Source organism: Sarcina sp. DSM 11001, from assembly GCF_900101015.1.
Classification (GTDB): Bacteria; Bacillota; Clostridia; order Lachnospirales; family Lachnospiraceae; genus CAG-791.
On record NZ_FNFZ01000017.1, the window covers coordinates 61,221 to 75,079 of the forward strand.

At 52.5% G+C, this 13,859-nt stretch carries 8 protein-coding genes; 7 read left to right on the forward strand and 1 reads right to left on the reverse strand.

The features are described 5' to 3' along the window. Positions 1 to 18: 18 nt before the first annotated feature. The gene (locus BLT02_RS10290) at positions 19 to 4,239 is read right to left on the reverse strand and encodes an SNF2-related protein (RefSeq protein ID WP_092994755.1); all 4,221 of its coding nucleotides are present in this window, start codon (positions 4,237 to 4,239) and stop codon (positions 19 to 21) included. A 546-nt stretch (positions 4,240 to 4,785) separates the two neighbouring features. On the opposite strand from BLT02_RS10290, the gene BLT02_RS10295 reads away from it, so the two are divergent. The 7 genes from BLT02_RS10295 (at position 4,786) to BLT02_RS10325 (ending at position 13,848) form a co-directional block, all read left to right on the forward strand. After that, on the forward strand, positions 4,786 to 5,643 hold the full coding sequence (locus tag BLT02_RS10295) for a DegV family protein (RefSeq protein ID WP_175453777.1): 858 nt from the start codon (positions 4,786 to 4,788) through the stop codon (positions 5,641 to 5,643). A gap of 437 nt (positions 5,644 to 6,080) precedes the next feature. After that, positions 6,081 to 7,112, forward strand: a complete 1,032-nt coding sequence (locus BLT02_RS10300) for a branched-chain amino acid aminotransferase (RefSeq protein ID WP_092994762.1) — start codon at positions 6,081 to 6,083, stop codon at positions 7,110 to 7,112. Positions 7,113 to 7,440: 328 nt separating this feature from the next. Then, on the forward strand, positions 7,441 to 9,195 hold the full coding sequence (iorA, locus tag BLT02_RS10305) for an indolepyruvate ferredoxin oxidoreductase subunit alpha (protein ID WP_092994765.1): 1,755 nt from the start codon (positions 7,441 to 7,443) through the stop codon (positions 9,193 to 9,195). Between the two features lie 159 nt (positions 9,196 to 9,354). Next, positions 9,355 to 9,924, forward strand: a complete 570-nt coding sequence (locus tag BLT02_RS10310) for an indolepyruvate oxidoreductase subunit beta (protein ID WP_092994853.1) — start codon at positions 9,355 to 9,357, stop codon at positions 9,922 to 9,924. A gap of 292 nt (positions 9,925 to 10,216) precedes the next feature. Further along, on the forward strand, positions 10,217 to 12,034 hold the full coding sequence (locus BLT02_RS10315) for an MATE family efflux transporter (RefSeq protein WP_092994768.1): 1,818 nt from the start codon (positions 10,217 to 10,219) through the stop codon (positions 12,032 to 12,034). Positions 12,035 to 12,169: 135 nt separating this feature from the next. Next, complete coding sequence (locus BLT02_RS10320) at positions 12,170 to 13,147, forward strand: LicD family protein (protein ID WP_175453778.1); 978 nt, start codon at positions 12,170 to 12,172, stop codon at positions 13,145 to 13,147. Next, on the forward strand, positions 13,144 to 13,848 hold the full coding sequence (locus BLT02_RS10325) for an aspartate/glutamate racemase family protein (protein WP_092994774.1): 705 nt from the start codon (positions 13,144 to 13,146) through the stop codon (positions 13,846 to 13,848). Before BLT02_RS10320 ends, BLT02_RS10325 begins: the two co-directional genes overlap by 4 nt. The last annotated feature ends 11 nt before the right edge of the window (positions 13,849 to 13,859 follow it).

Genomic DNA, 13,859 nt, shown 5'->3' on the forward strand with positions numbered 1-13,859 from the left:
AATGAAAAGCAGTGCTCATTACCCGGGCAGCATGGGCTGGTCCGCCAGGAGCTCAAGCAGCTCTTCCCGGCTGAGGGAAGAAGCCGTCACGCTCTCCGAAGACAGGATGTCTTCGGCCAGAGCGCGTTTCTGCCTCTGCAGTTCCATGATCCTTTCTTCGATGGAACCCTTGAGGATGAGTTGGTAGACAGTCACTACTTTTGTCTGGCCGATGCGGTGGGCACGGTCTGTCGCCTGGTTCTGCACGGCCACGTTCCACCAGGGATCGTAATGGATGACGACGTCCGCGCCGGTCAGGTTGAGACCGGTGCCGCCGGCCTTGAGTGAGATCAGGAATACCGGGGTCCTGTCCGCGTTGAAAGCCCGGACCCTCTCGATCCTGGCTTCTTTGGGTGTGGAGCCCGTGATCTCATAATAGGGGATCTTCTCTTTGTCCAGTTCGACCTTGAGAAGGTCAAGCATCTTTGTGAACTGGGAGAAGATCAGTGCCTTGTGCTCACCGCTCACGACGCTTCGCACAAGCTCCATGCACATCTCTTTCTTGACGGAATCCCCCCTGTAATTTTCATACAGGAGCGCGGGGTCGCAGCAGATCTGCCGGATCCTGGTGAGCTCCGCGAGGATCTCGATCCTGCTGTGACGAAGCTCTTCCTCGGATTTTCTGCGGAGGTCTTCGCGCATTTTGACCACCTGGGCGTCGTAGAGCTTCTGCTGCTCGCTTTTTTTGCCGAATCCCGCGTAGTGGACCTCTTCGAGCTTGTCCGGAAGATCTTTGAGAACTTCCGATTTGGATCTTCTCAGGACAAAGGGACCGACCATTCTGCGGAGTCTCTCCATCCTTTCTTCATCCTGATTTTTGACGATAGCAGTCTCAAATTCCTCGCGGAAGGTGCTGTAGTCGTACAGAAATCCCGGCATGATGAAGTCAAATATACTCCAGAGCTCGCTCAGACGGTTCTCGATCGGTGTGCCGGTCAGTGCGAACCGCGTCTTTGCCTGGATGAGCTTGACGCACTTTGCGGCATCCGTCCGGTGGTTCTTGATGTACTGGGCTTCGTCGATAAATTCGTAGCGGAAGGACCGCCCCTCGTACTCGGCAATGTCCCTCTTTAAGAGATCATAGGAGGTCACCAGGACGTCATATTGACTGTACTGTCCGATCAATTCCTGCCGCTCCGTCTGGGTTCCGGCGACCACCAGAACCTGCAGCGCAGGGGCAAACCTGTGAAGTTCTTCCTCCCAGTTGTAGATCAGCGACGCCGGGCACACGACCAGCGATGTCCCGGGTTTTTCCTCCGGGTCGATCTCATCGTGGTCGGACAAAAGGACTGCTATGGCCTGCAGGGTTTTGCCCAGTCCCATGTCGTCTGCCAGGATGCCTCCGAATCCGTAGGCGTCGAGTACGCGCATCCACCGGTATCCGACGACCTGGTATTTGCGCAGGACATCCCGGAGTTTTGCGGGCACATCGAAATCAGCGTCGGAGATCGTTTTGAATTCCTTGATCAGCTTCTTAAAACGGCTGTCGCGCTCCGCGTAGACGTCCTCCATGGACTCCATCATCTTGTCGATATAGAGCGACCGGAAAGCCGGGATGTGCATCCGGCCGGAGAGCAGTTCCTTTGGTGACACCTGCAGCGTGTCCATGAGCTCGATCAGCCGGCGCAGTTCCTCATTCTCCTCCAGGCGCAGGAAATCCCCGTTCTTTAAACGGATGTAGCGCTGAGAGAGTCTGTAGCCGCTGACGGCAGCCAGGATCTCGTCCGGGCTCAGATCATTGGAGGTCAGCTCCACGCTGAGCAGGCCCTCCGAGAGGGAGATCCCCGCGTGGAAGGGAATGCGGCGCCGGACCTTGAGGCGCATGAAACGATCCGTCGCCCTGACCTCGCTCATGGCCATGAGTCTGGAGAGGCCGGTGTCAAGAAACTCAAACAGGGCTTCATCCCCGCGCGGTGTCAAAAAGATCTTCGCTGCGGCGTCTTTTTCCGGCATACAGATGGAGAGAAAATCCATCAGGGCGGTTTCCGCCTCGGTATCGCGGTAATGTTCCGCTTCCGCCGTCCGGTGTTTCCACCTGTCGCTGTCAAAGGGACTGTGGCATTTTTCTCCATAGTAGACAAAAGGTTCGCACAGTACGGCCTCCTGGTCGACATCCAGGAAGCAGATGAATTCCGGCTCTACCGGAATGTATTTCTGGATCAGCTCCGGCCGGATCTCTAGGATTTCCGCCGCTTCCCTGAGCTGCGGCAGAGCTTTCCGGTAGAAATCCGCAAGGGATGATCTCCCGATGTAGAGATCGATCCTTCCATCGCGCGAGGAGGCGTCGATCAGGGGACGAAGTTTCAGAATGCCTTCCCTGTGCGTACGCAGAAGCAGGGCGTTGCTTTCATGTATTTCAAGACAATAATAGTTTTCCGCGCCGGGGATCATCCCGGGGATTTCTCCATAGAGCCTGACGCCGTCAAAGATATCCCCATTCCCTGCAAGGACTGGCTCCAGCGTAAGACGGGGAGAAACGACTCCTTCAGGAGACACTTCCACCATATATTTTTTACTGCTGCTTCTTCCTCCCGATGAAAAGTCGATCGACTTTTGTGTCATTTCTATTTTGGCATTTTGTTCCAGCGCGGTATCAAAAAAGGAATCCAGGATACTGCCGAACAGAGGGATCTGATCCATCAGCTGCACCCATCCGGTGTTTTTTTCATAATAATAAATAGTCGAATCGTGACTGTCGGTATCGCCTGTGAAAGCCCGCAGTACGTCGGCCGCCCGCTCCATGAACTGCATCCAGGAGAGCCCCCGGGCATCCAGGAGTTCCCGGCCGAACTGGAAGACCGTGTTTTTGCCGTACTGTCTGCTCTGGTGATCCCTGACATCGTTGAGGAACTGGAGGATATCCTTGATCTTGTAAAGACGGGAGGAACCTACCTGAAACTGGACCGACCAGTTTCCTGTTCTGCCTTCGACCAGTTTTGGCTGTACCGTCAGGATCTCTCCCCGGGTGCCGGCAGTTGCCGGCGCATAGCCGCGGCAGGCCTCCAGCAGCTTCTTGGCCCTTTGGTCAGTGATATCGCCGACCGAGTGCTCACGCATATAATCCGCTGCGATGATGAAGGCGGCTGTCTCGTGTGTGCTCAGAATATGTCCGGCAGTATTGTTTTTGGTGTACTTACGTGAAAAACTGCATTCCCAGCACGAACAGTCGGACTGCAGAAGGCTTTTGCGGTCAAAGATCTGTTCCACCCGCCAGCGCCTGCTCCTGCTGTTCTGCACAAACATGGCCTGCAGGCTCCTCTGCTCCGCGTCAGAGCCACCGTTCTTTTTTATCCTCCCGATGTCGGCAGGACGGACAAACATACTCCCGAAAGAAATCTCCGTATTTGCGATATCCCCGCCTGAAAGGAATCGTCTGGCTTCTTCGATCTGTTTCCTGCTCAGCCTGAGCCCTTTCTCAATGGCATCTACGTCAAAATAGTGGTATTCCTCCAGTGCGGCGCCTGAAGAATCCTCGCCGTTCTCACCGCTTCTTTCCCGCTGATCCTGAAGCCGCAGCGCAGTCAGTCGGGTGAGAGCTTCCCTGCGGCTGGAAGCAGGGGACAGACTGTCCCCGTCCTTTTTTGCGTTTTTGCCCGCACTGCTCTTTTTTCTGCCGTCACTGCCTGTAGTTCCGGCATTCCCGCTGCCGGAGGCTGCAGTTCCGGCTTTCGTGCCGGCGCTGCCGGCGGATGCGGCATTCCCGCTGCCGGAGGCCGCAGTTCCGTTTTTCCCGCTGTCGCGGCCTGCAGTTCCGGCATTCCCGCCTCCGCTGCCTGCGGCTTTGGACTCGATATTTCTGTTGTTATCGGCGCCGCTTCCGCTCTGCTTTCCGGAGCCTCCCTTTCCCTTTTTGCGGGCAGGTGCTTTGATTTCGCTTTCCTGCCCGATTCCCAGAAAGTCCTCATATTCAGGAGAGATGACAGGGGAACAGAGGTACGTATCCTCCAGCAGCAGTAAAGCCGCAGCCATGTGTTTACAGGGCTTCCCTGCAGCGGACTGATCACAGTTGCACTCCATATAACTGATTACAAACGGATCGTCATTCTCATAGATTCTGACTCTGTAATTGCGGCTCCCGCGTACGACCACGGAGAAACCGTAATCTTCTTCTGACAGCTTCTTGGCCTTTCCCTGCTTAAAATACTGTGTTCCTTCGCTGATCAATTCATCTGAAAATATTGTTTTCCAGGCTCTTGGCATTTTCTATGTCCTTCTTAAATTCTATGCCCTTCTTAAATTCTATGTCCTTCTTAAATTCTATGTCCTTTTTAAAAATGGCGGTTCTTATGGTTAAACCTTCATTCGGGCAGTTTTGATTGCATGCCTGATTATCATAACACAAACAGGCGGTACTGCATAATCATTCTCATGATGAAAATCATGATGAAAAACCTGAAAAAACCTTGATGAAAAACTTGATGAAATCCTTTGTGAAAATATGCAGGATACCGGGTCATCTGTTAATTTTCCGATGAGGGAACATGGCAGCTTCAAGGGATGTATATACCTGAAGAATGCGGGTATCCCCCTCTCTCTGTCTGATGATACTATTGGACTGAAAAACGAACAAAGACAATCTATATTTAGTGAAGGAGAATTCTTTTTTCAAAATGATATGTTATAATATCAAAAACTATGTAATGTGATTCGGACGGAACAGAAATGGACAGACCAGATTCGGACGGAACAGAATCGGAAAGAACAGATTTGGACAAAAAAGAATCGGAAAGAACGGAAAAGGAAAAAATGAGTACAGAAAAAATAGCGGTTATGGTGGATTCCGGCTGCGACATTGCTCCGGAATGTATAGAAAAGTATGGTCTGTGGCTTCTGCCGCTGCATATCGACTATCCGGAGAAGGCCTATCTGGATGGAGTTGACATTGACCCGCAGATGGTTTACGACCGGTATCCAAAGGACTATCCAAAGACTTCAACGCCCTCTCTTCAGGAGGTGATCGACAAACTCGGCGAGATCGCGGACGCGGGCTTCGACAAGGTCATTGCGGTCTGCATTTCGAGCGGCCTGAGCGGGACCTGGAACGCGGTCAGGCTCGCCTCTCTCCAGCAGGACAGGGTGGAGGTCTTTGCCTATGACACCAGGAACATCTCGGTGGCTTCCGGCCTTCTGGGAATCTGGGCTTCCCATAAGGTGTCGCAGGGACTGTCCTTTTCGGAGATCTGCAGGGTGCTTGAAGAAAAGACCTATGCCTCCAAGGTCATGTTTTACATGGATTCTCTGGAATACTTAAAGCGGGGGGGACGGATCGGGACGGTCACCTCTATGATCGGACAGGCACTTAAGATCAGACCGATCATTTCCTGCAACAAACAGGGCATTTACTATACGGTCTCCCTCATCCGCGGCCTCAAAAAAGGCAAACAGAAGCTGCTCAGTGAAATGGTCAAGTTCTGCAAAGGGCACAAAGTCTGGCTCGGCCTGGGACACGGCGCGGCGGCAGAGGAACTGCAGGTGATGGCAGAAATGGTCATAGAGGAACTTGGCAGCAGCGCCGAGATCCTCTACGGCAAACAGATTGCGGCGACCCTGGCGCTCAATACCGGGCCCGGTCTGATTGGGGTGGCGGCGCTTCTGGATCCGTAAAAACAATATAAGTGCATGGCTCTGCTTCTGCCATGCCGCAATTCGCCATGCCGACAGGTTCGCGAACGCATGGCGTTCGCTCACTGTCGCGGCATTCGCCGTATACATCCGCGAAAACATCGTTCTGCCTGCATGCGAGCATGCAGGCAGTCCTCTGTTTTCACGTCCGTGCATGGCTCATTGCTTCGCACATTGTATACATGTATATTTTTAATCGCTTTTTTGCAGTAAAGAATTGAAAAAATAGAATACGGGTCTTATAATAGGAATTCGTAGTATTAATTGGCTGAAGAGCTGACAGCAGGCCGGCAGGACTGTGGCGGCTGCAGGACCGGAGAAGAGTATCAGCAAGTAAAAGAATGGGAAGTCCTTTTCGGAACCGGCTCCGGCCATGTGGACAGATGCCCCGGAATGTTTGAGCGGGAGGAAGAATTAAGATGGAAAAAAAGAACATCGATTGGAGTAACCTGGGATTTGGGTATATTGTTACAGACAAGCGATATGTATCCATGTATAAGAATGGCGCATGGGATGATGGCGCTCTGATCACTGATGACAAGATCGTCATGAGCGAGGATGCAGGTGTACTGCATTATTCCCAGTCTGTTTTTGAAGGACTTAAGGCATACACGACAGAGGACGGCCGCATTGTCTGCTTCCGTCCCGACCTGAATGCAGAGCGCATGGTCAATTCCGCGCTTCGTATGGAGATGCCCCCCTTCCCTCAGGAGCGCTTCATCGATTCCGTCGTACAGACAGTCAGAGCCAATGCGGCATGGGTTCCGCCTTATGGCACCGGCGCGACTCTGTATGTCCGTCCCCTGATGTTCGGAATCAGCCCTGTCATCGGCGTCAAGCCTGCTGAGGAATATATGTACCGCGTCTTCGTGACTCCTGTCGGCCCTTACTTCAAAGGCGGCGCAACTCCGATCGCGATCAAGGTCAGTGACTATGACCGCGCTGCTCCCCGGGGAACCGGCCACATCAAGGCAGGCCTGAACTACGCGATGAGCCTGCTGCCTGTTATGGAAGCCCACAGGGAAGGATTCGCGGAGAACCTCTATCTCGATCCCGCCACCCGCACCAAGATCGAGGAGACCGGCGGCGCCAACATCATCTTCGTCGATGAGGACGGCAACCTGGTCATCCCTACATCCGACAGCATCCTGCCCTCCATCACACGCCGCAGCATCCACTATGTCGCGGAGCACTATCTGGGCCTCAAGGTCACAGAGCGCGTGGTCACTCTCGCTGAAGTCGAATCCGGAATCTTCAAAGAAGCGGGTCTGTGCGGCACCGCAGCCGTCATTTCCCCTCTTGGATGCATTAACGACCACGGCAAGGAGATCTTCTTCTCCAACGGCATGGAGAAGGTCGGCCCCGTTATCCAGAAGCTGTACGATACCCTGACCGGTATTCAGGCAGGCCGCATCGAGGCGCCGGAAGGCTGGATCGTCGAGATCTGCTGATGATCTTTGATTTTTGATCATTCGGGCCTGTGCCTGTTTATCAACTTATGTACGGACTGCAGTCCGGGGCGCCCGCTGACCCTTCAGCCCGCTCCCCGGACTGGTTTTATTCATATATCTATTGGACCATTTATTTATTGGCTTATATTTTATTGGACCGTATTCATTGGATCACGTATTCATTGGATCATATATTCATCGATTTAAACATTCATTAAAAAATGGATATATTCGGTAAATTAATATATTCATTAAAAACGTGTAAAGTATAACCAACAGGTTTTAGCACATATACAGACACATACACAGAGCAGAAGAGAGGTTTCATATGAGTGAAAAAAAGATGATGCTGGGTAACGCCGCGATCGCGCGCGGCGCATGGGAAGCCGGCGTGAAGGTCTCCTCGGCCTATCCCGGGACTCCCAGCACGGAGATCAGTGAGGAATTCGTAAAATACCCCGGAGTGTATGCCGAGTGGGCACCTAATGAGAAGGTTGCCGCGGAAGTCGCGATCGGCGCTTCCTTTGCCGGCGTTCGTTCCCTGGCCTGCATGAAGATGGTCGGCCTGAACGTGGCGGCTGATCCGCTTTATTCCGTGTCCTATATCGGTGCGGACGGCGGCCTTGTCTTTGTCGTCGCCGATGACCCCGGCCTGTACAGCTCCCAGAACGAGCAGGATACCAGGCGCGTCTGCCGCGCAGCCGTCGTGCCCTGCCTGGAGCCCGCGGATTCCCAGGAAGCCAAGGACTTTGTGAAATACGCCTATGAGATCAGCGAGAAGTTCGACACGCCTGTCATCATCCGCACGACGACCCGTCTCGCTCATTCCCAGTGTGAAGTCGAACTCTGTGACCGCGTAGAGCCTGCGGACAAGGAGTACAAGAGAGACCCCGCCAAGCGCGTCATGATGCCCGGCATGGCCAAAAAGCGCCACCTCGTTGTCGAGCAGCGTATGAAGGACATGGAAGAGTGGGCCTGCAGCCAGCCTTTCAATAAGGTCGAGATGGGCGATATGACCATCGACGGCAAAAAAGTCGGCTTCATTACCGGCGGCATCCCTTATCAGTATGTCAAGGAAGTATGTCCCGATGCCTCCATCCTCAAGCTCGGCATGTGCAATCCCCTGCCTAAGAAGCTGATCCAGGACTTCGCGAAGCAGGTCGATGTCCTTTATATCTTTGAAGAACTTGAGCCCGTGATCGAGGAGCAGGTCCGCTCCTGGGGCATCGACTGCATCGGTAAAGAGCTCTTCACCATCCAGGGTGAATACAGCGCCAATATGATCCGCGAGCGCGTCCTCGGTCAGGACCTGGGCATCGAACCGACTCCCGAGATCCCGCCCCGCCCTCCGATCCTCTGCCCCGGATGTCCCCACAGGGCGACCTACACCGTCCTCAAAAAACTCAAGATCCACGCCGCCGGCGACATCGGCTGCTACACCCTCGGCGCCCTTCCGCCCCTTGCGGTCGTCGACACCACTGTCTGCATGGGCTCCAGCATCTCCTCCCTTCACGGCATGGAGAAGGCCAAGGGCCACGATTACATCAAGAACTGGGTCGCTGTCATCGGAGATTCAACCTTCATGCACACCGGCCTGAACTCCCTGGTCAACATGTACTACAACCAGTCCCACGGCACCGTCATCATCCTTGACAACCGCACGACCGGCATGACCGGGCACCAGGATCACCCCGGCACGGGCAAGACCCTCACCGGCGAGACTGTTCCGGCCGTCCACTTCCCGACCCTCATCAAGGGCATCGGCATCCAGAATGTGCATGTCGTCAATCCTTTTGATATTGACGAATTCACCAAAGTCGTCAAGGAAGAGACCCAGAAGGACGAGCTTTCCGTCATCATCGCCCAGGCTCCCTGCGCCCTCCTCAAGAGCGAAGTGCACCCCTACAAGGTAGAGCCCGTTCCGGATAAATGTGTCCATTGCGGCGCCTGCCTGCAGCCCGGCTGCCCCGCTCTCACAAAGAATGAAGACGGCAGCATCCGCATTGACGCCACCATGTGCAACGGCTGCGGCCTGTGCATGAAGATGTGCAAATTTGAAGCACTTAAGCAGGTCAAGGCGTAAAGAAAAAACACAGATTGGCAGACAGGAGGACAGACTGATCCTGTCGGGCTGTCACAGATCCTTTGTGTTTTCTTTATACTGCAAAAATGCCGGAATACTATTTAATACCGGATTCCGGCATCAGTCAAAAGCCAAAAGCACTCAGTGGGAATGGAGAGTATTATGACAAAAAATATTATGATCGTCGGCGTCGGCGGACAGGGCACCCTGCTCACCAGCCGCATTCTGGGCGGCGTCATGGAGAACGCCGGATATGAAGTGAAGGTATCTGAGGTCCACGGCATGGCACAGCGGGGCGGCAGCGTCGTCACCTTTGTGCGCTACGGCGAGGATGTCGCTGAACCCATCGTGGAAGAAGGACAGGCAGACGTCCTCATCGCCTTTGAGCGCCTCGAAGCCCTGCGCTACGCGAATTTCCTTAAAAAAGACGGTGTCCTCATCGTCAATGACTGGCGCATCGACCCTATCAGCGTCGTCATGGGAGCCGCGAAATATCCCGAGAACATCATCGAGAACCTGGAAAAGACCCACACCGTCTTCCGCATCAACGCCATGGAGGAAGCCCTGAAGCTGGGCAGCTCCCGTGTCTTTAACAACATTGTCCTCGGCATGGCCGCAAAGCACATGGAATTTGCCCGTGAAGACTGGCTCAAGGTCATCGAGGCCAAGGTTCCGCCCAAGACTGTGGAGATCAATACGAAGGCCTTCCTCGTGGGGTATGAAAAATAAACTTCTGAGCTCTCTGAGCTGACCGTCAGAATCTATAAAGCCTTTAAAATGCATCAGGCGCCGCTTTTCGCGGCGCCTGCTTTTTGTCTATAGCTCTCAGGGGACCCGGTCTGAACTTTTAATTCCGGTAAAAAACAGCTTCCGGAAAGCGCTGTAAAAAGCATTGTATATCGCAATGTCAATTTATATAATGTGGGAAAGACATCCAGACAATATCACAGGCGGTGCGGCTTGATTTTGTCATATAACTTCATATATTTTTATCTTTTCACTGCCCAGTAAGGGGAAAATAATGTCTGTTTTAAGAAATGATCAATCTGCGGGACGCAGAAAAAGTAATATAGATGAGATGCTTCTGGCGACAGCATTTCCTCTGATCTTCACAGAACTGACAAGTATCGTCGCCGTATTCATAGACGGGATCACTGCCAGCCGGTTTCTGGGGACGGAAGTTTATTCCGGAATTTCTCTTTTGAAGCCGTATACCAGTATGTACATGATCCTGGCGGGCTTTCTCTCTACCGGATGCTCGATCACCTGCTCCCGTCTGGTCGGCACCGGCCAAAAAGAAGACGCCAATGGAGCCTTTAACATCACTTCTCTGCTGGCATTGCTCTCCGGCATTGTAGTCATACTGCTCAGTATCTTTTTCCCCTCTGTGATTTTCCGCATTTGCGGAGTCTCCTCCTCGAAATATCCGAACCTGATCCCCTACATGCGCGATTATATGCACGGGCTCATGATCGGTATCCCTGCGACAATGCTTGTCCATGTCATGGGACCTCTGTTCGTGATGGATAATGGAAAAAGACTGTTCACTGTTTCCTCTTTGTGCCTGTGCGCCGTTGATATTACAGGTGATCTGCTGAACGTTTTTGTATTCCGGGGCGGCGCTTTTGGCATGGGCCTTACCACAAGTATCAGTCATCTCGTGCAGCTCCTGATTTTGTTCAGGCATTTTCTGAGACCGGAACACTATTTCCGCCTATCTCCGAAATTAATGAGATCCTTTCAACCGTATCAGGTCTTCCGGAACGGTACACCATCGCTCATAAAGGAGATCTGCACCACTCTTCGGGACATTCTTACTAACAATATCAATGTGTTGACAGCATTGAGCGCAGCCGCGATCGCGGCAAGAGGCATTCAGCTCGATATTTATACCTTCCTTTTGTGCATTCCGTTAGGCCTGGGCAAGAGTATGGTCTCCATGACCGGGATCTTTCACAGTGCCAATGACCGCAGGGCTCTGGACCGGCTTTACTGTTATACACTCAGAGTCGGTTTCATTCTGTCCGCGATCACAGCCGGTATTGTTTTTATCGGAGCCCCTTTGATCACAAATGTCTATACCAGGGATCCGGAAGTCGTGTCAATGGCTGTTTTCAGTATCCGTTGTGTCGCGGTTTCCATTGTTTTTGATACAAGCATGAGGATCCATCAGAATTATCTGCAGGGCATCGGTAATCTGAAGATGGTAAATCTTATGAATTTTGGGGAGAAGCTCAGTCTGCCGGTTATCAGCGCAGCAGTTCTTGGACGTCTGTACGGTTCCAGGGGAGTTCTGGCATCGATCGCTTTCAGCCGCATAGTTCTGTTGCTTTTCACATTTATAACAAACTGCATACGCTCCAGGGGGATTCCGAAACGACTTAAAGACGTTATGTTTCTGCCGGAAGATTTCGGCGGTGCCGAAACAGACAATATTTACGCCGAGATCCGCACAACGGAAGATGCCATACAGAACAGTGAAAAGACAAAAGAGTTCTGTCTGCAGCACGGAACCGGAACGAAAACAGCGACTCTGATGGCTCTGTTCGTTGAAGAGATGTCGGCTGACTTTCTGGCAGATCTGAAAGATGCAAAAAATGCCGCCAGTAAAACAGCCTGTCTGGATTACCGTATTTTTACGAATGGAGAAGATATCTGCTTTTCAATGATGGACCGGATCGATCATCTGAATGCCAGTACTTTTTACGATCTGCAGAATGATGAAAACCCGGAGGCGCACCTTGGAATTAAGATACTTTTAAAACAGGCCGATGATGTCCGTTACTTCACTGCTTACGGCAGCAATAACCTGATCGTACATATGAAGCGCAAGGATTAGAAGGAAACGGTCAACGGGACGATCGCAGGTTCTGCCGCGCTTGTCCCGTTGTTTTTTCTTAAAGAATATGAGATGATAATAAGGTTAAGAAACAGGCGCGTGAAGAATATAAAAACAGGCGTGATGAGGTGTGATATGGCAAAACTTGAGATTGAACTCCCGGAAGGATTTTTTGACGAGGAGATCCGCCAGGGTTATACGGTTACAAAGAAAGCGAAGAGGACCTGGGCGGTGCAGCTTGACCTGCTCCATAAACTGGATGAAGTGTGCAAAAAACACGGCCTCCGTTATTTCGCTGATTCGGGGACCCTGCTCGGGGCGGTCAGGGAACATGGTTTTATCCCCTGGGACGACGATATTGACATCACGATGCTCCGGGAGGACTATGAGAAGCTCAAGGAGGTCGCGGACCAGGAATTCGCATTTCCCTATTTTTATCAGGACATGTACAGGGACGAGGGACTGATCCGGCCCCATGCCCAGCTGCGCAACTGCGAGACCACAGGCTACCTTCCCCAGGAGGAGGACCGGCCCTACAACAAGGGGATCTTTCTCGATATTTTCCCTCTGGACGTCCTGCCCGACAACGATCTGGAATTCAAGATCCATATTGCCAGGGTGAAAACACTCTGGAGGACGATCGAATACGGAGGCTATACCAAGGACGCCCCGCACAAACTCAAGGGCAAGGTCTTCCGTCTCCTGACCGGCGGACTCTATAAGTTCACCGATGTAAAAAAAATGTTTGCCAGATATGAAAAGCTCTGCTCCAAATACAACGGCACCGACAACCACAGGATGAGTTATGTCGTTCATTCCCGGGGCAAAGAGAAGAATATGTTTCAGAAGGAATGGTGGGATGAGACAGTCATGCTGCCGTTTGAATTTGTGATGGTCCCGGCTCCTGCGGGCTATGACGCCCGCCTGAGGCAGGAATTCAAGGATTATATGACCCCCCGCAATGTGGAAGCCGGTCATCCCGGAGCTATCCTGGATCCTGATCTGCCCTATGAGGAGTTCATCCGCAGAAGAAAAGAAAAAAGAGCCGCCGCCCGCGCGAAAAAGAAGGCGGAACGCGCAAAAAAAGCAGACCGGAAGGAAAACAGCTTATGAAAAAAGACTTTGTCATCGGAGTCCTCGGAGGAATGGGGACCTATGCGACGATCCACCTTTTTAAACAATATGCGGAACTTTTTCCCGCCGAAAAAGAATGGGACAGGCCGCGCATCCTCATCGATAACAGATGCACCATGCCCAGCCGCGTCAGAGCTTTTTTGTACAATGAAAACGTCGAAGGTCTGGTCAGCCAGATGGGGGACTCGCTCCGCCACCTGATGGATGCCGGGGCGACCAGGATCGTCCTTGCCTGCAATACATCCCATCTCTTCCTGCCCAGGGTCTATGAGACCGTTCCGGAAGCGGAGGAAAAGGTGGTCCATATCATCCGCAGCTGTGCCGATGCGCTGGAGCGCGACGGGATCAGGAGCACCTACCTGCTGGGTACCGAAGGTACCATAGACTCACATATTTATCAGGACTATCTTGCAGAAAAGGGTATCGAATGCCTGGCTCCGTCGCAGGACGAATACTCCAGCCTCCGGGAATGCATAGAGGCGGTCAAACAGGACAAATATACAGATGAAGTAAAGAAAACCTTCCTGGGCCTGGTCAACCGTTACGACACCTGCATCCTGGGCTGCACGGAGCTCCCGATCATCTACGAAAAATATGCAGCTGACGTGACCTGCAAAAAGATCTACGATCCCTTGAAAATAGCTCTGGAGATTCTAAAAGAAGAATATGACAGAGCATGACATACCTTCAG

Excerpts from the sequence above, each read along its gene's own strand:
- BLT02_RS10290 (WP_092994755.1), bottom strand. The coding sequence starts at position 4,239 with ATGCCAAGAGCCTGGAAAACAATATTTTCAGATGAATTGATCAGCGAA.
- BLT02_RS10295 (WP_175453777.1), top strand. The coding sequence starts at position 4,786 with ATGAGTACAGAAAAAATAGCGGTTATGGTGGATTCCGGCTGCGACATT.
- BLT02_RS10300 (WP_092994762.1), top strand. The coding sequence starts at position 6,081 with ATGGAAAAAAAGAACATCGATTGGAGTAACCTGGGATTTGGGTATATT.
- iorA (WP_092994765.1), top strand. The coding sequence starts at position 7,441 with ATGAGTGAAAAAAAGATGATGCTGGGTAACGCCGCGATCGCGCGCGGC.
- BLT02_RS10315 (WP_092994768.1), top strand. The coding sequence starts at position 10,217 with ATGTCTGTTTTAAGAAATGATCAATCTGCGGGACGCAGAAAAAGTAAT.
- BLT02_RS10320 (WP_175453778.1), top strand. The coding sequence starts at position 12,170 with ATGGCAAAACTTGAGATTGAACTCCCGGAAGGATTTTTTGACGAGGAG.
- BLT02_RS10325 (WP_092994774.1), top strand. The coding sequence starts at position 13,144 with ATGAAAAAAGACTTTGTCATCGGAGTCCTCGGAGGAATGGGGACCTAT.